At 36.0% G+C, this 26699-nt stretch carries 17 protein-coding genes and 1 pseudogene; 11 read left to right on the top strand and 7 right to left on the bottom strand.

The window, feature by feature from the left end; translation table 11 throughout:
- Positions 1-12 precede the first annotated feature (12 nt).
- The gene (gene edd, locus ACFILD_RS09270; RefSeq protein ID WP_273790380.1) at positions 13-1836 is read left to right on the top strand and encodes a phosphogluconate dehydratase; all 1824 of its coding nucleotides are present in this window, start codon (positions 13-15) and stop codon (positions 1834-1836) included.
- Between the two features lie 65 nt (positions 1837-1901).
- Here the strand turns inward: edd and folD are convergent, their stop codons facing one another.
- Positions 1902-2801, bottom strand: coding sequence for a bifunctional methylenetetrahydrofolate dehydrogenase/methenyltetrahydrofolate cyclohydrolase FolD (gene folD / locus ACFILD_RS09265; protein WP_273790381.1), 900 nt, complete (start codon positions 2799-2801; stop codon positions 1902-1904).
- Between the two features lie 315 nt (positions 2802-3116).
- Here folD and ACFILD_RS09260 point away from each other — a divergent pair, with 315 nt between their 5' ends.
- Positions 3117-4997 carry an AsmA family protein gene (locus tag ACFILD_RS09260; RefSeq protein ID WP_375665163.1) on the top strand — a complete coding sequence of 627 codons (1881 nt, stop codon included), beginning with the start codon at positions 3117-3119 and terminating at the stop codon, positions 4995-4997.
- 315 nt (positions 4998-5312) lie between these two features.
- Here the strand turns inward: ACFILD_RS09260 and ACFILD_RS09255 are convergent, their stop codons facing one another.
- Positions 5313-5456: a hypothetical protein gene (locus tag ACFILD_RS09255; RefSeq protein ID WP_273790383.1), complete on the bottom strand. Its 144-nt coding sequence runs from the start codon at positions 5454-5456 to the stop codon at positions 5313-5315.
- Positions 5457-5691: 235 nt separating this feature from the next.
- Between ACFILD_RS09255 and ACFILD_RS09250 the strand changes: the two genes are divergently transcribed.
- Positions 5692-6435, top strand: coding sequence for a 16S rRNA (uracil(1498)-N(3))-methyltransferase (locus ACFILD_RS09250; protein ID WP_375631008.1), 744 nt, complete (start codon positions 5692-5694; stop codon positions 6433-6435).
- 68 nt (positions 6436-6503) lie between these two features.
- Entirely contained in the window at positions 6504-7877 is a 1374-nt protein-coding gene (locus ACFILD_RS09245; RefSeq protein ID WP_273790385.1) for a glutamate--cysteine ligase, read from the top strand.
- A 985-nt stretch (positions 7878-8862) separates the two neighbouring features.
- Here the strand turns inward: ACFILD_RS09245 and ACFILD_RS09240 are convergent.
- Positions 8863-9442, bottom strand: a pseudogene (locus tag ACFILD_RS09240) (type ISP restriction/modification enzyme); the annotation flags it as partial.
- A gap of 802 nt (positions 9443-10244) precedes the next feature.
- Here ACFILD_RS09240 and ACFILD_RS09235 point away from each other — a divergent pair.
- Positions 10245-11600 (top strand): L-cystine transporter, encoded by a 1356-nt coding sequence (locus tag ACFILD_RS09235; protein ID WP_375637515.1) that lies wholly within the window; start codon positions 10245-10247, stop codon positions 11598-11600.
- A 7-nt stretch (positions 11601-11607) separates the two neighbouring features.
- Here the strand turns inward: ACFILD_RS09235 and ACFILD_RS09230 are convergent, their stop codons facing one another.
- Positions 11608-12486 (bottom strand): methyltransferase domain-containing protein, encoded by an 879-nt coding sequence (locus ACFILD_RS09230; protein WP_273790387.1) that lies wholly within the window; start codon positions 12484-12486, stop codon positions 11608-11610.
- A 196-nt stretch (positions 12487-12682) separates the two neighbouring features.
- Here ACFILD_RS09230 and ACFILD_RS09225 point away from each other — a divergent pair, with 196 nt between their 5' ends.
- Together ACFILD_RS09225 and grxC are read left to right on the top strand one after the other, a co-directional pair.
- Complete coding sequence (locus ACFILD_RS09225) at positions 12683-13468, top strand: ComF family protein (RefSeq protein ID WP_273790388.1); 786 nt, start codon at positions 12683-12685, stop codon at positions 13466-13468.
- Positions 13469-13515: 47 nt separating this feature from the next.
- Positions 13516-13770 carry a glutaredoxin 3 gene (gene grxC / locus ACFILD_RS09220; protein ID WP_375631011.1) on the top strand — a complete coding sequence of 85 codons (255 nt, stop codon included), beginning with the start codon at positions 13516-13518 and terminating at the stop codon, positions 13768-13770.
- A gap of 20 nt (positions 13771-13790) precedes the next feature.
- Here grxC and ubiG read toward each other — a convergent pair whose 3' ends face one another.
- Positions 13791-14534: a bifunctional 2-polyprenyl-6-hydroxyphenol methylase/3-demethylubiquinol 3-O-methyltransferase UbiG gene (gene ubiG / locus ACFILD_RS09215; RefSeq protein ID WP_273790390.1), complete on the bottom strand. Its 744-nt coding sequence runs from the start codon at positions 14532-14534 to the stop codon at positions 13791-13793.
- Between the two features lie 189 nt (positions 14535-14723).
- Here ubiG and ACFILD_RS09210 point away from each other — a divergent pair, with 189 nt between their 5' ends.
- Complete coding sequence (locus ACFILD_RS09210; protein WP_375631013.1) at positions 14724-15980, top strand: aspartate kinase; 1257 nt, start codon at positions 14724-14726, stop codon at positions 15978-15980.
- Between the two features lie 1847 nt (positions 15981-17827).
- Here the strand turns inward: ACFILD_RS09210 and nhaA are convergent.
- Positions 17828-19186: a Na+/H+ antiporter NhaA gene (gene nhaA / locus ACFILD_RS09205; protein ID WP_273790392.1), complete on the bottom strand. Its 1359-nt coding sequence runs from the start codon at positions 19184-19186 to the stop codon at positions 17828-17830.
- 146 nt (positions 19187-19332) lie between these two features.
- The gene (locus ACFILD_RS09200) at positions 19333-21039 is read right to left on the bottom strand and encodes a hypothetical protein (RefSeq protein WP_375654431.1); all 1707 of its coding nucleotides are present in this window, start codon (positions 21037-21039) and stop codon (positions 19333-19335) included.
- 354 nt (positions 21040-21393) lie between these two features.
- On the opposite strand from ACFILD_RS09200, the gene ACFILD_RS09195 reads away from it, so the two are divergent.
- The 3 genes from ACFILD_RS09195 (at position 21394) to der (ending at position 25847) form a co-directional block, all read left to right on the top strand.
- Positions 21394-23166: an SLC13 family permease gene (locus ACFILD_RS09195; protein ID WP_375631015.1), complete on the top strand. Its 1773-nt coding sequence runs from the start codon at positions 21394-21396 to the stop codon at positions 23164-23166.
- Between the two features lie 580 nt (positions 23167-23746).
- A complete protein-coding gene (locus ACFILD_RS09190; RefSeq protein WP_273790395.1) occupies positions 23747-24418 on the top strand; it encodes a tetratricopeptide repeat protein in 672 nt (223 codons plus the stop codon).
- A 4-nt stretch (positions 24419-24422) separates the two neighbouring features.
- Positions 24423-25847 carry a ribosome biogenesis GTPase Der gene (gene der / locus ACFILD_RS09185; protein ID WP_375665161.1) on the top strand — a complete coding sequence of 475 codons (1425 nt, stop codon included), beginning with the start codon at positions 24423-24425 and terminating at the stop codon, positions 25845-25847.
- Positions 25848-26699: the final 852 nt, after the last annotated feature.

Raw genomic sequence — 26699 nt, 5'->3', positions numbered from 1 at the left:
GGGGAGAGAAATATGGCACTTTCCAAGACAATTGCCACAGTTACACGAAGGATTTATGAACGGTCTCAATCAACACGAGAAATTTACTTAGATCGTATTGCAAAAGCACAAGTTCATCGCCCCAAACGGAGTTTTTTAGGATGTGCCAATCAGGCGCATGGCTTTGCTGCTTGTGGTGCAATAGATAAAGAGCGTTTGAAGGGAAATATTGTTGGGAATATTGGCATTATCACGGCATATAACGATATACTTTCAGCGCATCAACCTTTTGAAAAATTTCCTCACTTAATTAAAGAGTCGGCTCGTATGGTTGGTGGTGTTGCACAGGTTGCAGGTGGTGTTCCCGCGATGTGCGATGGTGTTACGCAGGGAAATGCGGGGATGGAGCTTTCCCTTTTTTCGCGTGAAGTAATTGCAATGGCGACAGCTATAAGCTTATCACACGATGTCTTTGATGCAGCATTGTATCTTGGGGTGTGTGATAAAATTGTGCCAGGTTTATTGATTGGTGCACTAACATTTGGTCATTTACCAGGAATTTTTATAGCAGCTGGTCCCATGACGAGTGGTCAAGGTAATGATGAAAAAGCGAAGATACGTCAACTTTACGCGGAAAATAAAATAGATCGCCAAACACTTCTAGCATCAGAAGCACGTTCTTATCATGGGCCAGGAACATGTACATTTTATGGAACAGCTAACTCTAATCAGGTGATACTGGAGATGATGGGGCTTCATATGCCTGGAGCTTCTTTTATTAATGCTAATACACCGTTGCGTGATGCTTTAACAAAAGAAGCTACGAAACGTGTACTTGAAATGACAGATCTTGGTGATCATTATAGTCCACTTGGTATGATCATTGATGAGCGTTCTTTTGTGAATGCCATTGTAGGATTAAATGCAACAGGAGGTTCTACCAATCATGCGATTCATTTGATTGCTATGGCTGCTGTTTGCGGTATTAAATTGACATGGCATGATATTGCAGAAATTTCATCCGTTGTGCCTCTTTTAGCGCGCATTTATCCTAACGGTTTAGCAGATATTAACCATTTTTATGCTGCGGGGGGAATGGGATTTATTATTCGCGAGCTTATCGAGGCAGGCTTGGTCCATGAAGATGTTTCTACGGTTTTTGGTAAAGATCTCAATGCTTATGCAATTGAAGCAAAGCTTTCTGCTGATGGTCATGTGGTGCGTGAAGCGGCTCTTAAGGAAAGTGGTGATCATAAGGTGTTAGCAGGGTGGAGAAAGCCATTTCAGTCTGATGGTGGTCTTCGTGTTTTATCAGGAGATTTGGGAACAGCTATTATAAAAGTTTCCTCTGTTAAACCAGAGTATTGGCAGATTAAAGCACCAGTCTTTGTTTTTAATGATCAAGAGGAACTACAAAAATCTTTTAAATCTGGAGTGTTGCATAATAAAGACTTTATCGCTGTTATTCGCTATCAAGGACCAAAAGCCAATGGTATGCCAGAGCTTCATAAATTAACGACCATTTTAGGCGTTTTACAAGATCGCGGTCAAAAGGTAGCATTGATAACCGATGGGCGTATGTCAGGAGCGTCAGGAAAAATTCCTGCTGCCCTCCATGTGACACCAGAAGCAGTGGATAATGGCCCCATTGCACGTTTGCAGGATGGTGATATTGTTTTTCTTGATGCTCATGAGGGTAAATTAACTCTTTTGGAGGATTTAGCAAAATTTAACGCGCGACAAATCATACCTCCAGATCTTTCAAAAAACGAACATGGTGTTGGACGCGAACTTTTTCATGTTTTTCGTCAATCCGTTAATCGTGCAGATCAAGGGGCATCTGTTTTTATGACATGAAAAATGCAAAAATAATAAGCTGAATCATATACAATGAAACCATATACAAGGAATTGTTACAATTCTTAGAATTTTGGTATAGGCAGATTGTGTGATCGCGCAGCAGCTTTGAGTGTATTAACCATAAGCATGGCAATTGTCATTGGTCCAACGCCTCCTGGAACAGGGGTAATCGCAGCAGCTTTTTCTTTTACGTTTTCAAAATCGACATCACCAACAAGACGTGTTTTCCCTATACCTTTTTCTGGTGCAGCAACGCGGTTAATACCGACATCAATAACAATTGCACCATCTTTTATCCAGTCTTTTTTAATCATTTGTGGACGGCCTACAGCTGCTACTAGAATATCAGCGCTTCGACACACATCATCAAGGTCACGGGTACGACTATGGGCAATTGTCACAGTAGCATTTGCTGCTGTTAAAAGGGCAGCCATAGGTTTTCCAACAATATTAGAGCGTCCAACAACGACAGCATCAAGTCCAGATAAATCTTGCCCACAGTGTTGTTCAATCATCATCATGGCACCAGCTGGAGTGCAGGGAATAATTGCATCTTCAAGTGCATTTGCCGCGAGTTTTCCTACATTAATATAATGAAAACCATCAACATCTTTTTGGAAAGCAACGGCTTGTGTTATGCGATTTGTATTCATATGAGCAGGGAGAGGCAGCTGTACCAAAATACCATGAATTTTGGGATCAGAATTTAATGTTGCAATAAGTTGAAGGAGTTCTTTTTCTTGTGTTTCTTTGGAAACGGCATGTTTGATTGAAAGAAACCCACATTCTTCGGCTTTTTTATTTTTTGAGGCGACATATACTTGACTTGCAGGATCATCTCCAACGATAATAACAGCGATACTAGGTTGTATATTATAGTGATGGCGGAGCTTTGCTGTTTCGGCCTTAACTTTCACAATAATCTCTTCAGCAAGTTTTTTTCCGTCGATAATATTATTCATTCAGAGATCCTTTCGGTAAGGCTGTTTGTTTTTTTTGTAAAGCATTTTCTAATAATACGATAGAGTTTTATAGCAATATTCATATGAGAACAGTAAGAATGGTTTTATAATGTTGTGGATTTATAGTTTTGAAGACTTTTAAATAATTGCTTTATAAAGAAGCAGCAACATTGCTGTTTGAATAAATTTTGGATAAAGAACAAAAATAATGAAGATACAAAGTGGATATAGTGAATTATAGGGTTATAAAAACTTTTTATGATCATTTAAGTTTGTTTTTAATCTGTTATAGGGGGATAAGTATAGAGGGATATTGTGCGCATCAGAATAATAAAACTTTTGAGCGGAATTTTTATTACAATTATCTTTTTATTGGGAGTGGGGATTCTCGTTTTACCTTATCTTATCTCTACAGATGCGATTCGTATTCGTTTAGCGCAGGATTTGAGTGCATGGACGGGTTACAATGTGCAATTGCGTGATCCACCGCGATTACATCTTTTTCCTTATCCTAAAGCATTTCTTTCTGGCGTTACTTTAACATCAAAAATGGATGATGTTGCGCCATTAATGGAAGCTGAATCAATAGAAGTTGATCTTTCTGTCGTCGATCTTCTTTGGGGACATATTTCTTTTTCAGAGACGCGGATTATGCGTCCTCAATTTGTTATGGAAAAGCCTGTTAAAACAATAGCAGATTTTTTTGATCGGTTTTCTCGCTCACAAGGTGCATTAGGGTTGGCAATACGTAATACGCGTGAAATATTAAAACATAATCCTGAACATCCAGAGATAGAGCAACTTTTAAAACAACCTTTTGGGCGGATTGTCATTAAAAATGGTGTTCTTGTGTATCACGATAGTTTTTCAGGAGCAGCAGAAAAAATAACAGGATTAAATGCAACTTTAGATTGTCCGAAATCAACTCAGGAAGTACGGTTACGCGCAGATGCGCGTTGGCGTGGAGAATTTACAAAGTTATCAATTGATGCTTCTCAAGCATTGTTGCTTCTTGCAGGAGGCAAAAGTCATATTAGGGCAAGTCTCAATTCTGTACGTGGGGGAATAACTTTTACAGGAAAGGCTCGGTTATCTGAATATTATATTTTTGACGGAAAAGTATCGATGCGTTCTCCTGGATGGAATCAGACATTGTCTTGGGTTGGTGGAAATCAGTTTTGGGGACATAAATTAAAAATACCCATTGTATGGGAATCTCATTTTTTAGCGCAGCCAATGCATATCCAAATGAACAATGTTACATTTACGATGGGAAAAGCCAATGCGCGAGGAGCTTTAAAACTCGATTTTCAAGATTATGTACCAAATGTCATGGGCTCTTTAGCTTTTGATAACCTAGACCTTAGCTTCTTGGGTTCAATATTTTTTTCAGGAAAAAAGAAAAATGCCTGCTTTGACATGAGAACTTTTGATCGTATTGGCGTGGATATACGACTTTCTGCGCCACAAGCTAAAATAGGAAATATTTCACTCACAAATTTAGCTGCTGCAATACAAATAAGAGATGGGCATGGTATTTTTGATCTTGGACATGCTAATATTTTTGGTGGATCCGTGCAAAGTAATATTGAAGTTACGTCAGTTGGACAGAGAGTGCGTATTGGAGGAAATATTTCAGGCGCTTCTATTGATATGCAGGAGACTTTAGAAACCTTGGGATTTATTCCATTTATACAAAGCAAAACGAATTTTACTGCAACGGTACGAACACTTGCTGATTCTTGGCCAGAAGTTTTTACGAAAATGCAGGGTGAATTAACACTGAAGATGTCTTCTGGTCGGCTATTAGGGTATGATCTGAATGAATTACAAACAAGACTTTCAAATAAACAACAATTTCTTTTAATGAATAATGATACTTTTTCAACAACATTTGATCACTGGGATATTCAGACAAGCTTTTCAGAAGGTATGATGAAGGTGACAGAGTCATTAATGCGTACAGCAGACTTGAGCTTATCCATTCAAGGAACCATTGCAGCTGCTATTGCGCAAGGGAAGCAAAATGAACTGATATTACAGGCACAACTAGACAAAAACTATAGATCAGAAACTTTATGTAAAGACGTCCAATGTCTTGCTAATAGCCTTGCATGGCCTTTTACATTTTCTCTAAGCTCTAAAGGACAAAATCATGGTAATTTTTGGGTTACAAAAGACATTGACGCAGATTGAGTATCGTTTTTCATCTGTATAATATTCTATCCTATAATGGTAATTCGTTTTTTTGCAACTTAAAATTGTCTTTTAAATTTAAATCAGAGCTCCCATTATCGAAAGATTCTCTCATTTTAAGTCCGTTCGTCGTGAAGCAGTAAAAACCGTCCTCTCCGTCATAATAAGTGTGGTTGATATAGATAAATGACTGAAGAGAAGAATAAAAATCCTTCTTATGGAATCTCTCAAATACAAGAGATTCATAATATTGATGCAAATCTTAGAAAAGTTGCTAAAAAACATTAAAATTTTAAGGAGGATGTTGGCCAGTGCTTATTGAATCGCAGAAGAAATACCATAGCCATCTTTGGTAATTGTATGCTTCCCGTCTGCTCCAACAGAACCAATTCCCACTGTAATCAAAATAAAGGCTAAGAGGGTTGTAATCGTAATAATTGTAGCTTTTTTAGCAGACATATTTTTCCTCCACGGATGCATCAATGACTGAATGCAAAGATGAATGGTGTATTATTTAAACTTTTATGAAAGCAGAATCACTTAAGGATCTATAAGTTCCTATTATTATCTCATAAAGCTAAAAAAACTCTATAATTCTTTAATATATTATAGTTCTATAGATATAATTTTTTCTTTTTGCTATATATTTTTCTTCATTTTCTCGATGACGATAGTGAGCATTGGCAAAATTTTTATGCGCATAAATTATAAACTTAAAAGATTATTTATCAGACAGACATTGGCTTTGAATGAAGAAATAAAGATAGAGGGGGCACAAGCTTCTTATCTTGTGCATGTTTTGCGTATGAAAGAAGGAGCAGAAATTTTACTTTTTAATGGACAGGATGGTGAGTGGCTTGCTAAACTTATCGCTATTAAGAAAAAATTTGTTGTGGTTCAGCTTATCCATCAAGAAAGATTACAAACGACGCATTCCAATCTTATTTATTGCTTTTCTCCACTCAAAAACGCGCGGTTGGATTATATGGTGCAGAAAGCTGTTGAAATGGGGGTGTCGATTTTGCAGCCTGTTATGACGCATCATACGCAGGTTACGCGTATCAATATGGCGCGTATGGAAGCCAATGTTATTGAAGCTTCTGAACAGTGTGGAATTTTATCTCTTCCTGAATGCGTCTCTGCTCTATCATTAGCAGAACTTTTAGCACGGTGGGATAAGACACAGCCTTTATTCTTTTGTGATGAAGAGCATAAATCGCATAATCCATTAGCTTCTTTTAAAAAGCGTGACGTTACAACACCTGGTATTCTTATTGGACCGGAAGGTGGCTTTAGTGAAGAAGAGCGGAGCTTTTTAAAAAAACATCCTTTTGTGGTTCCAATATCATTAGGTCCGCGTATTTTACGCGCTGACACTGCCGCTGTTGCTGCTTTGGCTCTTCTTAATGCTACCGTGGGGGATTGGGCAATGGATTGAGAAATCTGTAAAATCATTCTAAACAATTCATTTAAGATGATGATACCAATTATAGGATACGATGAGTTATGGCGCTTGATATAACTGATGAAAGTGAAATTTATAACTTAGATTCTTTGGTTAGCTATTTCCAAGGGGGGTATAAAGCAGAAGATGATTGGCGCATTGGTACAGAACATGAAAAATTTCCGTTTTATAGAGATGGTTTTCACCCTGTTCCTTATGAAGGAGAGAGGGGAATCCGAGCGCTTTTAGAGAGGATGCAAAGCGCCTTAGGATGGAAACCTATTTTAGATGAAGAGAATATTATTGGGCTCGTAGGATCCGTTGATCAGGGAGCCATTTCTTTGGAACCTGGGGGACAATTTGAATTATCTGGTGCACCATTAAAATCAGTAGGCCATACATATTACGAGTTGATGGAGCATTTAACTCTTCTCAAAAAAATTGCAGAACCATTGGGTATAGGTTTTCTAGGTCTTGGAGCTAGTCCAAAGTGGACTTTAGCTGAAACGCCGCGAATGCCTAAATCACGTTATCAGATTATGACTGATTATATGCCTAAAGTGGGGTATAATGGTCTTAATATGATGTATCGCACATCAACAGTTCAGGTTAATCTTGATTTTTCATCTGAAAGTGATATGCGGCGAAAAATGCAAGTGTCCATGAAGCTACAGTCCATTGCAACAGCATTATTTGCAAGTTCACCTTTTACAGAAGGGCGCCCAAATGGCTTTTTGTCGTGGCGTTCTGAAATTTGGCGTAATACGGATAATCAGAGGACAGGCGTTCTTCCCTTTATATTTTCTGAGCGTTTTGGTTTTGTTGATTATGTTGAATGGGCCCTTGATGTTCCAATGTATTTTGTTGTGCGTGATGGTCGTTACTATGATTGTACACACATAACGTTTCGTCAGTTTATGAATGGAGCATTAAAAGGACAAGTTGCAAATTCAATTCCAAACATGGGAGATTGGATTAATCACTTATCAACGTTATTTCCTGAAGTCCGCTTAAAAAGATTTTTAGAAATGAGGGGAGCTGATTGCGGTTCTTGGAAGCGCATTTGTGCGTTGTCGGCTTTTTGGGTTGGGCTTCTTTATGATAGGGAAGCACTTAATGAGGCAGAGGCTTTGACAAAAGATTGGTGTTTTGAAGAAGTTTTAGAGTTGCGCCAACGCGTTCCTAAAGAAGGGTTAAGAACTCCTTTTCGTCAAACTATTCTTTTAGAGTTAGCACGTCAATCTCTCGCTATTGCTCGCAAAGGCTTAAAAAATCGCAAACAGTATGATACGAATGGTTTTGATGAAACAAATTTTCTTAATCCTCTAGAAGAGGTTGTTGCAATGGGACAAACAGATGCTGAAAAATTTTTGTCCCATTACTATTCTATTTGGAATGAGTCGGTAGAACCTTTATTTTTAGAATGTGCCTATTAAATTTGAAGCAAAGATACTTCCTACTTTTTTAAAAATGCATATAACCGTGGTGGTTCATTCACTCATTTGCTCTAGAGAGCATATCCTACCTTGCTTTTAACATTTCTCATAACGGAAAGGATACAATACAAAAATCTCTTGGGCAGTGTGATTTTTATACCCAATAATATCACGATATTTCCGTAATCGTAATGTTGTCCCTTTGTACTAAAGATAGTTCATAAGAGATAAAGCTTATTATCAAACATTTTTTATTCACTTGGCTCATCTACTTATGAATAGGTCTGAAAATAATATTTTTCACTTTTAAAAGGGATAAAAAAATATAATTTGCGGTTAATAGTCAATTATTATAATTCAATATACGATGCTTATATGAAAGAGCATTTTATTATACAAAAATTATGATATCAATCTTTCAGTGCGCTAAAAAGACAGTAGAAAAAATACCGATAGATCTATGTATGTATAACTCAAGCTTATTTTTATAGAAAAAAGAAATATATTATATAAATAGATAGAAATAAAGATGATAATATATAGAATGAATGTGTTAATTACATCATTAAATATTAATAAATAAAAATATTATCTTCATAGGGTTATATGAAATTATAAGCTATTCATAGATAAGAAATAACTATTTGTATGCAAAGGGGTTATTATATTAAAATACTATTATTCTTGATAAAGATGAAAGAGATAAAGAGATTGAGCTTGTAACGAATGAGTGTTTGAATACGCATAAAAATTCAAAAAAGAACAACATTTCTATAGCAGAATAATTTTTATCAGTATGAGCGCAATTTATTATAGACGATTAATTATCTCCCATATATTGTAAATTTACTTTAAAGCTTCTTTTAATGCTTTATAACTGTACTATTCATAAAATTTATAATATTTGTAGGCTTAAAGCCTCTCATTTTAATCATATACCCTCAGTCTTTTCCATTGTTTTCATTATCTAGAAATTTGTAACCGCCTTTGTTATGCTCTCACTAGGATAAGCAGCTTTAAAGTGCATCCGTAATGGCATCACGCCTCTGTAAACCAGCTGTTGTGTTTTCTTCTGTAGAATTTGTAAATAAAAGGGACTGTTTCTCATCACGATCAGTTACAGAGATTCAACGTTTTTATAAAGATACCGTGGAAAGCATTGACCTGTATCTATTGCATCTAGATTAGGCAAATTCTTAGCTATCAACACAGAAAAAACGCTTCGTGCTCCTATGCCTATAATTTGTATTACTCTATTTTCTACTACTGGCACCATAGGGAATATATGTGGTATCTGATAAACTCCATCATTGAAGATACAACTATAATAAAGCCATTGTCGTGTAAAAGGGCGATACGAACTTTGCGTGAGGCATGCCTCTTCAAATTCAAAAACCTTCCTCTTATTAGTTTTTGCTTAACATTATAACTCCAACTTATCTTTTTTGTATCTAAAATGACAAAATTATCTACAGCACGTGCACGTGTTGTTCGATCAGCATATGAATAGGTATCGTTAAAAGTTTTACTGCGCTATTATAAAAAGCAATCATATTATTTATATTTGCTACTCAAGCTCCGCCCTTCAATGTTTCGACAACTCTTGCATTAAGACGTTTCATAAGAGGTATTTCTACTCCTTTCTCATACATTTTTATCCACATACCTGCCCTGCTTGTGACGTGCAAGCAAATGATTTTGATTGATTCAAGATAAACAGGTTTGAAATGAGAGAATCTTATGTGATTCGGGACTCTCATTTAATATGCAAACAGTAAATTATGACTATAAATCAACATGTTGTCTTTAAAAACCTTTTTATGACTATAAAAAGAATTTTGAAAAATAAAAAAGCTTTCATTGAGAGCAAAGAAAGAATGTATAAAAGGTATTTTCAATAAAATAATTATACTTGAAGTGCTGATCAAAGCTATTGAGAGTGCAGTCCATAAAATGAGCAGAAGTAGCTTGTTGGTGTATTTTCTAGAAAAATCATGAATGTTCGATTGTTAATTCATCTTTTCTTGGAAAGCTCGCTTCAGTTCAAATAGCAAAAGAGAGTGGTAAGGACATTTATAGGATAAGATACGCTGGAATTATTCAGTATTAAGATGCAATGAATGTTGTTTATATTTTTCTTATTTAACTATTTTATAAGAGCATAAATTTAAAGAATAAGAAAATAATTTTATTTATTTTCTTTAAACAGTTATTAGTAGATAAAAAATTCTCTTTTAATCTATAAATTAAAAAAATAATGATTTTGTAAAAGCCTTGTAAGCTTTATAGGTTAATTTTAAATATCATGCATTGATTTTGAATTATGCAGATTATTTATGTCAACCATAATAATAGTGAGCATAGACAATGACATTTAATTTTTTCGTCAATTTATTTCTATTTGTTATTTTTTTATTATTGGTTTCTCAAAGTAAGAAAATGCAATGGAGTCTTTCACTACGTGTTATGCTATGGCTTATCCTTGGCTTGATTTTTGGAAGTGTTTTGCAGTTTATTTATGGAGAGGGTGAAAGCACTTTATTGAAATCCGTTGAATGGTTTAACATTGTCGGTGAAGGCTATATTTTATTGTTGCAAATGATTGTTATGCCACTGGTTTTTATTTCTATCGTTTCAGCAGTTGCTCATTTACATTCTGTTTATGCTGTTGGAAAGATGAGTATAATAACAATTTCAATATTGCTTTTTACAACGGCTCTTTCAGCATTGGTTGGTGTGCTTGTGGTTAATTTTTTTGGATTAACAACCGAGGGTTTGGTGCATGAAGGGCAAAATGTTTCTGCTCTTCTTGAAGGTCATATTTCTAAACTTGGAGATATGAATATACCAAAGATGATTTTGTCTATGATTCCTAAAAATCCATTTGCTGAGTTGAGTGGAGCTAAACGTACGTCAATTATCAGTGTTGTTATTTTTGCGTCATTTTTAGGTGCATCGGTTCTTCTTTTAAAGAAAGATGAGCCAGAAAAAGGAGAAAAAGCGCTTTTATTTATTCAAGTGGCACAAGCTTGGATTATGCGGTTAGTCCGTATTGTGATTGCTTTGACGCCTTATGGTATTTTTGCACTTATGACGAAAGTAGGAGCAATATCGCGTATTGCAGATATTTTAAATTTACTGGTTTTTATCATTGCTTCTTATGTCGGTATTATTTTAATTTTTGGAATTCATGGTGTATTGCTTGGTATTTCTGGGATTAATCCCTTTCGTTTTTTCAAAAAGGTTTTACCAGTTTTAACATTTGCTTTTAGCAGTCGTTCAAGTGCTGCAAGTATTCCTTTGAATATTGAAGCGCAAACACAGTGGATAGGTGTACCACAATCCATTGCGAGTTTTGCAGCTTCTTTTGGGGCAACAATTGGACAAAATGGTTGTGCTGGTCTTTATCCAGCGATGCTTGCGACCATGATTGCACCCTCTATGGGTATTAATCCTCTTGATCCTACTTGGATTGCTACGCTTATTGGTGTTGTAACATTGAGTTCTATTGGTGTTGCTGGTGTGGGGGGAGGTGCTATTTTCGCTGCATTGATTGTGTTACCAATTATGGGGCTTCCTGTTACTTTGGTTGCTGTACTTATCTCTATTGAACCGCTAATTGATATGGGACGGACTGCTCTAAACGTGAGCGATTCAATGATAGCTGGAACGGTCACTAGTCAAATATTACGGACAACAGATAAAAGTATTTTAAAAAAATAATTTTAGGTTATATTTTTTTTTGCTGTAAAACATCTGTAAGAGATATTTGCGCTGAACCAGGTTGTAGGGGTTTTTGTTGGTTGGGATGAGGAGCCCAACCAGAGAGCCAGATGAAAGAAAAATGTGCACGAATACGTCCATCAGGATCACTAAATTGTTGTGCATAGATTTCAGCTGCGCGGAGAAAAAAACGTTTGGATACAGGGCGTCGTGAACGATTGATGAGTGCATTTTGCATTCCCATAGCTTTAAGATCGTGCATAAGGTCAAACATTGTATTATAACGTATTGTGATATCTTCAACGTCTGCTACAGGCAGGGCAAAGCCAACACGCTGTAAAAGAGCGCCTGCATCACGAATGTCGGCAAAAGGGTAGATCCTAGGGCTTGCTCCACCATAAATTTCACTTTCAGCTTGCAGCAGGCTTTCCCGCAATTCTCTTAATGTACCAGCTCCTGCCATAACAGCAAGAAATAAGCCATCTGGTTTAAGGGTATTTTTTATCTGGCTTAGAACACCAGGGGTATCATTGGTCAATTGTAATGAAAGAAGTGAAACAATAAGGTCACAGTAACTTTGAGGTAAATCAAGAAATTCTCGATGACGTAAATAGAATTTTTTATCATGGCTTTGATAAAGCGTATCGGTTTCAATGCGTTCTATGGAACAAACTTTTCCAGATTTCATTAAAGCTTGCGCAGCAAGGTCTGTATGGCTGTGTAAATCAAGAGCTAATGTAAAGAGGCGATCAACAGTGCTAAGGCGTTTATAGAGATCTTCTGCCATGTGAGAGAGTAAAAAGTCACATCCTTTTTTTGCTTTTTGAAAGGCACGTTTTCGGAATTGTTCAATGCGGTTATGATCAAAAATTAAAGGATGCGACATATTGTGGAACACTTTCGATCTATGAAAGAATATATTTTGAAAAGGTTCATTATTTGTGCAAGCTCTGTCAAGTTTATAATATGAAAGAAAATAAATCTATAGAAGGTAAGAGTTTTTAAAGGAATTAAAATTATAAATTGAGGAAATACAAAGGAACTTTTGTTTTGAGGGAAACTTGTAAAAGCCTAAATTTATAATGTTGTATTTTCGAGAAGCGGCGTTAAATAGCGGGGATATACTAAGTAAGTTCGTTGAACGCTTGAAAACGATGCTTTATCCACCAATTTGTCCTGGATGTAAGCAAAATGTTTCTACTTATGGTACGATTTGCTCCGAATGTTGGAAAGACCTTCAATTTATCACGAAACCTTATTGTCCTGTTATGGGGACTCCTTTTGTTTGTGATATGGGGGATGGTTTTCTTAGTGGTGAAGCACTCCGTAATACTCATCCTTTTTCACGTGTTCGCTCAGTCATTGTTCATAAAGGGCTTGCACGAACTTTAGTAACGCGCTTAAAATATGGTGATCATATAGAATTGGCATCATTTATGGCCAATTGGATGATGTTTGCTGGACGCGAGGTTATTGATGATTGTGATGTTATTATTCCCATTCCATTGCATTTTCGTCGTTTTTGGGAGAGGCGTTATAATCAATCTGCTGAGCTTGCACGTTATATTGCAGCATCACAAAAAAAGCTTTTAAAACCGAGTTGGCTTGTTCGTTGTCGGCATACCCGTCCGCAGGTTAGTCTTTCTTCAAGAGAGAGAAAACTTAACGTAAAAAATGCTTTTAAGGTTTCGCATAAAGTTAAAAAATATCTCAAAGGATGTTCTGTTTTGCTGATTGATGATGTATTTACAACGGGTGCAACAGTTACAGCAGCAGCTGCTGCATTAAAAGATGCAGGTGCACGACAGGTTGATGTGCTAACATTTTCGCGTGTTCTCAAAGAAGATTCTATTTTTCCCTCTTCTTAAGAGGAATTTAAAATGAATATTATTAAAAAATATTGGAGGATAATACTATGAAAGAGATAATAATTTATACACGCCCTAACTGTCCTTATTGTACAAAAGCACGTGATTTGCTTAATAAAAAAGGCGTAAAGTATACAGATATTGATGCTTCCACATCCCTTCGCCAAGAAATGGTACAGCGTGCAAATGGACGTAATACATTTCCACAAATTTTCATAGGTGATTATCACGTTGGCGGTTGTGATGATCTTTATGCTTTAGAGGCTGAGGGAAAGCTGAATTCTTTATTACAAGGCATATAATATTTGTAAATTACATATCCTTACGACCTTTTTGCGAGAAGGAGATAGTTAACACCCATGTCTTTTGAGCGATTCCAGCTGTCGTTTAAAGGGTTATAAGTAATACCTATCTCATCAATGACAGTCAGAGCGTTTTTTGATAAGAAATTTTTAAGTTCTAGAGGTTTTAGGAATTTTTTATAATCGTGGGTTCCTTTAGGAAGCCAACGTAGAATATATTCAGCGCCTACAATAGCAAGCCCCCATGCTTTCCATGTGCGGTTGAGTGTTGAGACAAACATCAACCCTTGTGGTTTCAACATTTTTGCTGTAGCTGCTATGAAGAGATTAACGTCAGCGACATGTTCAACAACTTCCATATTAAGGATAATATCAAATTTTTCTCCTTCATTGGCAAGTACTTCTGCTGTCGTCGTGCGGTAATCAATGGAAAGGTCATTTTGAGCAGCATGGGTTTTTGCGACTTCAATATTTGTTTGTGCAGCATCAACGCCTACAACCATAGCACCAAGACGTGCCATTGGTTCAGATAACAAGCCTCCTCCACAGCCAATATCAAGAATTTTCAAATTGTGAAAGGGCGTAAGTGAAGAAGGGTCACGATTAAACTCTAAACAGATTTTTTCTCTGATGTAAGCAAGGCGTGTTGGGTTAAATTGGTGAAGAGGTCGAAATTTTCCTTGTGGATTCCACCATTCTGTAGCAATACGTGAAAAGTGATCAATTTCACTTTGATCAATAGTTGTTTGTGTTTCATCGATCATGTTGCCTTCCTTTTATTTTTAATGATCAGGTCAAGTAGATTTTATACAAAGTCAAGAGAAATTAATATAATCATAATGAAACTTGCACAAATGATAGATATTCGCTATGTCGAGAAAATGGTTAGTTGATACAGCATCTAATTCTCATTACTGTTTGAGATAAGAGATGTAAAGGTAAGAGTGTTATTAATGGCGCGCATTGTCATGAAATTTGGTGGAACATCTGTAGCAAACATTGAATGTATTCATAATGTTGCACGGCATGTCAAAAGAGAGGTTGATGCAGGCAATGAGGTTGCCGTTGTCGTATCCGCGATGGCTGGTAAAACAAATGAACTTGTTCAGTGGACGAGTGATGCTTCCTCCATGCATAGAGATGCTCGTGAATATGATGTTGTGGTTGCTTCTGGTGAACAGGTTACTTCAGGATTGTTGGCTTTGACACTTCAAGAAATGGGGGTGAATGCACGTTCATGGCTTGGTTGGCAAATTCCTATTCATACAGACAATGCGCATGGCCGTGCACGTATTACTAATATTGATGGATCTTTTTTAATCGAGTGTTTTCAGGAAGGTCAGGTTGCCGTTATTGCTGGTTTTCAGGGGTTAGCTCCGGATAACCGGATTTCTACCTTAGGGCGTGGGGGATCAGATACAAGTGCTGTTGCTATAGCCGCTGCTGTACAAGCTGATCGCTGTGATATTTATACGGATGTGGATGGTGTTTATACAACGGATCCACGTATAGAACCGAAAGCGCGTCGTTTACCAAAAGTAGCTTTTGAAGAAATGCTAGAAATGGCTTCTCTTGGTGCAAAGGTTTTACAGGTTCGTTCTGTTGAATTAGCAATGGTTCATAAGGTTCGTACCTTTGTGCGTTCAAGTTTTGAGGATCCTGATGCGTTAGGCATGGAGGATTCAATGAGTTCTTCTGGAACACTTATTTGCGATGAGGATGAAATTGTGGAACAACAAAATGTTACTGGTATTGCTTTTGCCAAAGATGAAGCACAAATTTCCCTTCGTCGGCTTGCCGATCGTCCAGGGATTTCGGCAGCAATTTTTGGTCCCTTGGCTGAAGAACGCATTAATGTTGATATGATTGTGCAAAATATTTCTGAAGATGGCTCAAAAACTGATATGACTTTTACTGTACCATCATCAGATGTAGAAAAAGCCGTTACACTTCTTGAGAAGAATCGCAAAGAAATTGGATTTGATGTTCTCCAATTTGAAGGCGATCTCGCCAAGGTATCTGTGATTGGTATTGGAATGCGTAGCCATGCAGGTGTTGCCGCTACAGCATTTAAGGCTTTGGCTGAAAAGGGTATTAACATTCAAGCAATTACGACTTCAGAAATTAAAATTTCTATTTTGATTGATAGTGCTTACACTGAACTTGCGGTTAGAACATTACATGCTGTTTATGCTCTTGATAAGGGATAAGTATTTTTTAGTTTCAACAAAGTTTCAATAACATAAAGCTTTAATATATGTTAATAATTTTTGTTAAGAACAATTTATATTTTTAACTTAAATAGAATATTTAATACAGCAAAACTCTCTCATTTTAAACTTGTTCATGATGAATTTAAAAATGGTCACTTATACATTACAAGAGAAAGATGTTTGGGTAAAAAACTGTTTAAGAAGGGATAAAAAATATGCCGTCTATAAACGTTTTAGAGCCTATAGATAGGGATGGAGAAGTCTTTACGATAAGCCTTAATGGAATAAGGAGCAGTGCACAGTGTTTATTCAAAAGATGCATGTTGCATGAGGGACAGCCCCGTCAATACAGATTTAATATTATACATCTTAGAGAAATTAGAGCTCATTAGATTAGTGATGGAATTACCAAAAGTAAAATTGATGATGTATTTTCTATAGATGTTTAGTTTATCTTCAAATGATTGTTTATGACTTTATGTGTATCTTGAAAAGTTAATTTTTTCCATATTATGAGGCAATAAAAAAATCTATCTCTATAGACAATATTTATGTTTACGCTATACGTTATAAAATTACTATATCTTATGCGTTTATAGCTTCTTCAGAAGTACTTTTCATAAAATTATGTAACTATAGATCAAAATTAATGATAATGTTACAAGTGTGTTGCTTTTATTAATTAAATTTTTTTCATGTCTATTTCTCTTTTTTGAATTATAATTAAGATTTTCAAAGTTTTTGATACCTCCATATGTTCTTTAGGTTAACTTTCTTCCTTTAACTACTCTATTATAAGTATTTTCTGTGTCATACTGCCAACCACGCATGAAATACATTCTTCCGTTTTTTCAGTATATCGTGCTAGTTTCTTTATCGTGTTTACATATTTTGCAAATGGTGGTCTTTGTAAGCAAAACTCTTCTTGTGAGAAATATAGCCATATTATTTTACTCTTTTTGTATTTTATGTGGCGTTGTATAAATTCGAAAGTCTCGGAAATAGTGCTTTTTAAATTATCTGTGAAGAGTATTTTATGGTATCAAGAAATATAGAGCGAGCTCTTTAAACAAAAAGAAAATAAATATCAAATAAGAGCGCGAAAAGGGGAGAACAACGATATACATGCTCTATTTTTCCACCAATCATATGTTTTAGAATAGTCTAAATGACTAGGGTTTTCTTTTTTCCCGCGAGTTAATTACGTAAACTAGAGTGCTTCCTATGGAAGCATGCTTCAAGTTTAATTCTTTCATGGAGTGAGACAAGTGATGTGTCGATGATAAAAAACGGGAATATTTTTATCCAAAAATAATGTGCTTTTAAGAAGATAAAAATTAAAGTTGTTTAGAATACCGGCAATAAAATCAATAACAAGGAGGGTGGTTTATTGGGAAAAATAAGCCATGGAATTACTTAACTGATTATTGAACTTTGCTTATTCTTATCTTTTTCTTATTATTAAACATAAGATATTGATTTATAATAATTAAATTCTTCTTTATAGTGAATCATAGTCCCAATAAAAAACAGCTTTTCTGAAACCACGAAGCCTTTATTGAAACAATTAAAACCATTTCTGTGTATATCATGAGTGGAGCTGGTACATGAGTAAAAGATTATTGAAGAAAGGAATAAAAATATCTCTTATGATTCCTCTCGAGTGTCAAAGGTTGTTGCAACATTAGAGGCTAGTAAATAGTATGATGACGTTAGTTTTCTTCTTCATAAGTGTAAAGATGAGGCGAGACAACGGATTTTACATTAAATATCGTCCGAATCGAACAAATGGGCAAAATTACTTTTTAGAATTTCTGCATAAAAATGTATTTTCAGTTAGTTTGTTAGGAACTATGAGAAATTCCTTTATTGCGCTTAATATAAATAAATCCATATCCCAGACCGATAAGGGCAGATAAACCAGAGCCACAAAGGACCCCAATTTTTGCCGCATCAAGCAGAATAATATCTTTAAAAGCGAGCATTGAAACAAAGATAGACATTGTAAAGCCAATTCCTGCTAAAAAACCAATGAGTAAAACACCTGTCCAGGTCATATGAGGGGGTAGGCGGCATAGTCCTGATTTTACAGCTATATAACTGGCAGTGATAATACCAAGAGGCTTACCGATGAAAAGACCAATGACAACACCCAGAACAATCAAGAATGATTTGTCAGAAGAAAGATCAAAGTTTGCAAAACTTACTCCTGCATTTGCGAAGGCAAAAACCGGCATGATAACGTATGCAACCCATGGATGCAATGCTTTTTGAACACGAGTTACTGGGGCAATCATGGCCCGTTGTCCTTTGCGCATCTTTTTTAATGCTGTTGAAATATGATGCAGATCTGTTTTTGTATTTTTTTCTTGAAGAATTTGCATAGCGTTACTGAGCATGGTGAGTGGCGCTACAAGAGTACGGGTAGGAAGAACGGGAGTCATCATCCCTAAGATTACGCCAGCAAGCGATGGGTGAACGCCTGTTGCCATTAAACCCCACCAAATGATTGCACCAGGTAAAATGTAAAGCCATGCTGATGCAAGCCCGATCCACTGAAAAAATAGTACCAAAGCAATACCCGCTCCTGCAATCATTAAACCGCTAGGATCAATGTTTGTTGAGTAGAAAAAAGCAATAATAAGAACAGCGATAATATCGTCAATAATCGCTAATGATAGAAGAATAATATGAAGATTAGAAGGAATTTTTTTTCCTAGAAGAGCAAGAATACCTAGAGCAAAGGCAATATCTGTTGCTGTTGGCACAGCCCAACCGCGCATATGTCCCTCGTTAAAATTGAAGATAAAGTAAATAATTGCAGGAACACAAACGCCCCCTATTGCAGCAACAATTGGTAAGATTGCTTGTTTAAAATCGGCAAGAGCACCTTCATGAATTTCTCGTCGAATTTCCATTCCTGCGACGAGAAAGAAAATAGTCATAAGGGCATCATTAACCCAGAAATGTAAATCCCATGAAAGAGTGAAATGACCCAAATTAAAGCCAAGAGGTGTATGCCAAAAAGATTCATAGAAAGCAGCATATTTAGAATTGGCAAAAATAAGTGCAGAAGCAGCAGCTAATAAAAGAACAACACCACTAAGAGCTTCAATATGGAGAAAACGCTCGATAGCAGAAAGCGCTTGATTGGTGACACGAGAAGCGCGATTAGGCAGGCGATTTGAAGATAAACCAGACATGAACAACTCCAAGCATCGACAATTTTAGATTCTATATTCTCTGTATAAATAACTCTGTATGATACCTTCTGTATCATATAAAAGAAAAAAGAGGAATAAAGTTCTTAATTTATAGACAAGATCATCATGTTTAAAGCACAAAATGTTTAAGGCGATGCTTCATTTTTAATAGTAAGATGTACTTTGCTTAAAGCCTTGGATAGATCATTTTGTAGAGCAGATTCGAGATCAACTATTGCGAGACCTTTATTATCTTTTGCTTTAATTTTAACGATCAATGTTTGTGGATTTTTAGCAAATTCTCCTAAGGATTTTGAAATTTTTTCTGCTTCGTCATGATTTTTTAGCAGAATTTTTGGGGTCTGCGTCATCATTAGATAGAAATCGTCATAAAGTTCCTTTTTAAGATCATGTTGGCTGTCATTAAGATTTTGCGCAAGATAAGAAAAAAGCTTATCAATGAAACCTGCATCAGTATATTGTATATCAATTTCATTAATGCCAAGATCTTGAGACGCAGCAATCATTATATTTTTCTGACCAGAAAAAAGCTTTTCATCAACATCAATAACCTTAGCCGAGATGTTCCCAGATCCAACGTTTTTCATATTGAAAGACATTGTATCAAGAAAGAGCATACGTTTTTTTTCATCGTAAGAAATATCAATTTTTCCTGAAACATTAAAGCGCTCAAAGTTCAGATTTTTGAAAAACTCTAAGTCTTTTTCATTCATTTTTTTAGGTAGAATGGAAAGGTTGTTGAGAGAAAGAAAAAGCTTTTTAGGGATAGGTTGTTTCCACAAACTTGGTTTGAATTGGAATGATTCGAGCGTTGCTTTCAACTGCGGTATATCAACGGTGATATTATCAACTTTGGCATCCGCTGAGGTAATGGCGAGCAGTATGTTTAGAAGAAGACCATTTTGTGCAACTTTTTCAGCGATTTTATTATTCTCTTTTCTTGCATTAAGATAAGCTTTGATTAATTTTTCAGGAGTTTGTTCAAGCGGTTTCATCTTTAAACCAGATGTTTTAAACTGCCCAAGGAAGAAAGAGCTATTTTTTTCTGCTTCTTCAAAAATATCGACACTTATATTATTCAGAGAAATGGGGCCAGTAACGGTTTTACCTTGATTGAGAGCATTGTTTTTTCCAAAAATGATAGAATAGGCATAGTTGATGTCGATATCATGGGCTTTTATTGTATCACTTTTAGCCATAAATTGCATCTGTTTGGCACCATTTGCTACGACCGTTTTAAGATCCATATTTTTGATACTAACTGAACGGATATGGTTATTTCTAAAATCAGAAAGCTGGAAATTCTTGATTTCAACCGTTTCTGTTTGGTTATTTTTATTTTCTATAGAAAGTTGTATATTGGGAGCAATAATTGAGGAAAGCTCAATACGCATCATTGATTGTAAAAGACGTGATGTTATCGTTCTATCTTTTTCTTTTAGGGATACACTCCGAAGAGAAATTTGGGGAATTTGCACATGAATATTATTATGCTTTAAATCAACATTATAAAATGTAAAAGTTCCGGGAATAAAGGAAAGAGGAGGACGGGCAGAAATGGCACCAATTTTAAGTGATGTACCAGCTGGAACGGGTAATGTCACATTCTTCAAGTTGACTTTACCTAGAATGCTTACTTCAGATGTTTCGGCTTTTATGGCACGACGGGCTATTTCTTGTCTTACAAAACTGTCAAGATAGGGTTTTGCGATATAAAATCCACCAACAATTATAATTGCCAAGATAGCAACAAATCCAATAATGCAAGTGAGCCAATATCTGAGGTTACTTTGATACCCACTATTAAGATTGACCATTCTTTCTTCTTTCATTTTTATCACTCTGTGAATTGAGAGTGAAGATAAATTCTTTTAAGCAACGACAAAGGTTTAAATATAGCGTGTACCAGTTTCAACAATTATCTACGCTCTATATTAGAGTTATTCTCATCTTTTTTGCAATATAGCTTTATCAACTTTTATCAATTTTCTTTGGGTTCAGCACTTTATAGAAAAGCACGCATAATAAGGAGAGGTGAGTTTATGCGCATCATAATTTTTTATCACTTTAAAATTATCCTAAAATATTCCGATGTCTGCTTTTATCTTGCTGCTGTTTATAGGAATATTTAAAACATAAAAGATATGTTTTTGTTCATTATAATTTAATGGGGAGAAGTGAGTGTTATGACAGAAAATCAAATAATGGCCTTTTCGATCATTGGTCTCATGATGGTTGTTTTTATTTGGGATCGATTTCGTTATGATCTTGTTGCTATTTGTACATTATTAATAGCTTGTGCCCTTGGTCTTGTTAGCCCGAAGGAAGCGTTTAGCGGTTTTAGTAATGATATCGTTATTATCGTGGGGAGTGTGTTTGTTGTCAGTACTGCTGTATCTCGCTCTGGTATAATGGAATTTATTATTCAACGGATATGGCCAGATGTGAAATCGGTGCGTCTTCAATTAGCTTTTTTGGTTCTTTCTGTTGTCGTATTATCAATGTTTGTTAAAAACATTGGTGCTTTGGCGATTATGCTTCCGATAGCTTTTCAGTTTGCACGTCGTTCTCAGGTTTCTCCTTCTGTCTTTTTGATGCCCATGGCCTTTGGTTCTTTGTTGGGAGGGCTTATGACACAGATAGGAACATCTCCTAATGTTGTTATTTCAGCGATGCAAGAACGTTTAGCAGGAACACCTTTTACTATGTTTGATTTTACACCAGTTGGTGCGGTTATTGCGACGGCTGGTGTTGTATATTTGGTCTGTTTTTATTGGCTTTTGCCTGTGCGTGTGCGTTCAGGTGTATCATTTGATGATGCCATTGATATCCGTAATTATGTTGCAGAAGCGCATATTCCAATAAATTCACCGATTGTGGGGAAAAATATTGTTGATTTGGTTAAGCCATCAAGTGGTGATGTTATGGTAATTCAAATTATCAGAAACAAAGTATCTATTTCACCATTACCAGATTTTGTTTTGTCTGAAAATGATATTATTTTGCTGGAAGGGTCACATACAGGGTTAGATAGCGTGATGAACTCTGCTCGTTTAGAGTTTTCTAAGGGGCGAACTATTGCTGCAGGTGATAAGGACAGTGACATTGATATTATTGAAGCAGTCATTACCCATAATTCACCTCTTATTGGTATTAGTGCGAAAGAGTTTTCCCTATTTGATCGCTATAATGTAAATTTACTTGCGTTAAGTCGTCAACATGAAAGGGTGCGGGGAAGACTTGATGATATTATTTTCCATCTTGGAGATGTGATTGTTTTGCAAGGACAGGATGCAATTATTCCCAATTTATTAAGAGAATTGAAATGCTTGCCCCTAGCAAAACGAAATATTGTGTTTGGAAATTTACGACATGGTTTCATCTCTTTAGCTGTTTTATTTATAGCAATTATTTTTACAGCTTTTCATATTGTTCCAGTTGCTTTTTCTTTCTTTTCTGCTGCTGCTGCAATGGTGATCTTTCGTGTTTTGCCCGCGCGTGATCTGTATCAGGCATTAGATGGTCCAATACTCGTACTATTAGCGGCTCTTATTCCAGTGAGTGAAGCGTTAGAGAAAACAGGATGTACGGATCTCATTGGTCAATGGCTGAGCCAATTGGCAATATTTTTCCCGCCATCTGGTGCTTTAGCGCTTATGTTGGTGACAGCTATGTTGGTTACGCCATTTTTGAATAATGCAGCAACAGTGATGATGGTAGCACCAATTGCGTCAAGTTTTGCTCATTCCCTTCATTATAAGCCTGAAGCTTTTTTGATGGCTGTTGCAATTGGTGCGGGATGTGAGTTTCTTACACCTATTGGACATCAAAGTAATATGCTCGTGATGGCGCCAGGAGGATATCGTTTTAGTGATTATCCACGTTTGGGTGCTCCATTGGCGGTGTTGATCGTTATTATTGCTGTTCCAATGCTTATGTGGGTTTGGCCCTTACAATAGGATATTTTTAGAAACTTTAAGGATCAATTACAAAAGGTTGTTAATCGTATGAAGATAAGTTGAAGGGATACACTTTATATAAAGAGCTTTAACTGAAGATTTGGAATTATACCACACTTTAATCATGGCGCTTCGGTATTTTTGATACAGATAAAAATTTATTTATTGGGTTTTAAGGGGCTTTCATGGAAATTTACCTTTTTTAAGTTTTTTCAAGAAGTGGTTTTTCTATTATAATTCTATAATCCAATACAACCAACGATTGCGGTTGAAGACTTTAAAAGATTATCTCTCTATATAATGGGGAGAAAATCTGCTTGAGATGATAGGCAATCATGATAAATATTAAGGCAGTGAATTTTTCATAAGACTCAATATATGTAAAAGCTGTAATATGTACAAACAGGGTGCTTATATCATTTTCGATTAAGACTGTTGCAAAAATCCGATTGAATTGGCTACATGTTGATTTAAAATAAATAAACGAGCAATTTAAAGATTTTTAGTTAATTAGGACTACCATCTTTATCCATTTATGCGTAAAAGCACAGATAAAGTAACTTTTTTCAAGGTATGATATATGTCGTATGATAGTTTTATTGCTGAAGTGAATGCAGAATTTCGTCAGGAAAAGGCGCTTGCTTTTTGGAGACGGTATGGTTTTTCAATTATTGGAGCAGTTATTCTTTTTATATTCATGATAGTTGCTTATCAAGTTTATCATCATACGCAAATAAAGAAAGCTGGTTATATTGGTGATGCATTTGTAAAGAGTCTTGATCTTGCGAATACACGTGATTTTGATAAAGCGATAAAGCAATTAGAAACTGTTAAAACCTCTCATTTTGGGGGGTATCCTTTTCTTGCTCGTTTACGTGAGGCTTCTTTACTCATGGAGAAAGGTGATATTATTAAGTCAGTGGAGATCTTTGATTCTATTGCAGCGGATGAGAAAGCACCGCAGATTTTGCAGAAAGTTGCAAAAATTCGGGCGGCTTATATTCTGGTTGATACAGGGACATTAGCTGATGTTGAAAAGCGCATCAAAGATATGGCAAGTGATACCGATCCTATGCGTATGTCTGCAAGAGAAGCTTTAGGCTTAGCTGCCTATAAGGCGGATAAAATGGATGAGGCGGTTTATTATTTTAAAAAAAATTCTGAAGAAGGTGCTTTGGGTTCAAAAATAACAGATCGGGCTCGAATGATGCTTGAGCTTATACAAGCTGAGGGCAAGGCAAATAAGGAATAAATCGATGAGCCTTACCATTGCTATCATTGGTCGTCCCAATGTTGGGAAGTCGACACTATTTAATCGTTTGGTTGGGCAAAAATTGGCTTTGGTTGATGATAAGCCTGGTGTAACACGTGATCGGCGTATTCATGCGGCAAAACTTCAAGATCTACGTTTTGATGTGATTGATACGGCTGGGCTGGAAGAAGCAGGTGATCATACACTCGAGGGGCGTATGCGTTCTCATACAAAAGTTGCAATTGATGAAGCGGATCTTATTTTATTTGTATTTGATGCAAAGAGCGGAATAACACCAAGTGATTTAAATTTTTCTTCATTGGTTCGCAAATCAGGAAAGCCAATTGTGCTTGTTGCCAATAAGTCTGAGTCAAGAGCGGCAACAGGAGGAGAGTATGAGGCGTGGTCATTAGGTTTGGGAGAGCCGTGCCCAATATCGGCTGAACATGGTTTGGGACTTAGTGATCTGCGTGATGCAATTATAGATGCTGTTGGGTCAGAGCATGCTTTTGGCAACAACAAAGAAGAAAATAGGATGATACAGCCTGCATCTGTTGGTGATGATGTAAAGGATTTGGAAGAAGAGGAGCTTATTTACGATGAAAGTAAGCCCATTAGGATTGCGATTGCGGGGCGTCCCAATACAGGAAAATCCACTCTTATTAATAGTATGTTGAAACAAGAGCGATTGTTAACAGGACCAGAAGCAGGACTCACGCGTGATTCTATTTCTGTAGATTGGGAATGGCGTGGTCGTCATATTAAACTTTTTGATACTGCGGGTTTACGTCGAAAATCGAGAATTCAAGAAAAATTAGAAAAACTATCTGTTGCAGATACTTTTCGTGCTATTCGTTTTGCAGAAGTGGTGGTCATTGTTTTTGATGCAACGATACCTTTTGAAAAGCAGGATTTACAAATTGCTGATCTTGTGATTCGTGAAGGGCGTGTTCCAGTTATTGCTTTCAATAAGTGGGACCTTATTGAAAACAGTCAGACTACATTGATTGATTTGCATGAAAAATGTGCTCGATTTCTTCCTCAAGTTCGTGGTTTGAGAGCCGTTCCTTTATCAGGACAATATGGTCAAGGGATTGATAAACTGATGGAAAATGTCATGATGATGCACCGTGTATGGAATCGTCGCATTTCGACGGCTAAATTGAACCAATGGCTTGGAACTGTTGTGGCACATCATCCACCTCCTGCTGTTTCTGGACGTCGACTTAAGGTTAAATACATCACACAGGTTAAGACACGTCCTCCTGGATTTATGATTTCTTGCTCGCGTCCCAAAAGTATGCCACAGTCGTATTTGCGTTATCTTGTCAATGGGTTACGTGAAACATTTGATATGTCTGGTATACCCGTTCGCATATCATTACGAGCCTCTGATAATCCTTTTGCGACACGTTCCAAGAAGAAATGATAACTCTTTAATTTTTTGAGTGAATGAAATCTATACTTAAGAATCTTAAAAGTAAGTTTTTTCAATGATCTTTCTTTTCATAAAATTAAAATTTTATTTGCTAAAGTTTTAATTTTATTGATGATCATTTATTTGCATGTCATGAGAAGAGTGTGATAGGGAGTATTTAAGAAAGAGTACATAATCCTCTTAATGGGTTATTTAAGTGCAAGAATAGATGCAATATGAGGGTAGGGGAATATAATTATGATGCTTGTGTGAAAAGCAGTATTAGATTATCGTTTCATAAAAATAAAGATTATGAATAAGCGCTTTTGCTTACGATAGTTTGTCTGAATAAAAAGCAAAAATACTTGCTAAATCTACCGATATTCAATTGTAAAGAGCGAAGTTCATAAAAGTGGATTAAAATTGTATAAAGTGGTATGGTAATCGTATTTAAATTTTATTGTGTTCTATTGGCTTAATCTATTTGAAATTTTAGATTTATTAATATCTTGTATTTAAAGGAACTTCTCTTAATACCCTCAAGCTCATTTCGTGATGGGGCCTGTAATGGCATATGTAAAATACTTTGCGAATAGGATTATATAGAAACCATTGATTATTATTTTCATAAAATAAAAAGTGCAAGTTTATTTGAATAAAAGGTGTAAACTAACGCTCTCATACTGTTTTTTAGCTTTCTATGTTCTCTTTCAAAACTAGGATTGATATAACATTGGGAGCCGGAAAATAAGATGGTATCAGTTGACACCTTTCGTTAAGCGTAAAAATGGTTGTTCTATGAGTTTTATATTATTCACGGGAACTTTTGTTATACATTCACGGGTGCTGTCGTGAAATCGGTTT

Source organism: Bartonella sp. CL162QHHD (assembly GCF_042195435.1).
Classification (GTDB): Bacteria; Pseudomonadota; Alphaproteobacteria; order Rhizobiales; family Rhizobiaceae; genus Bartonella.
The sequence above is the reverse complement of the archived record's forward strand: the minus strand, read 5'-3'. Positions and strand labels throughout refer to the sequence as shown.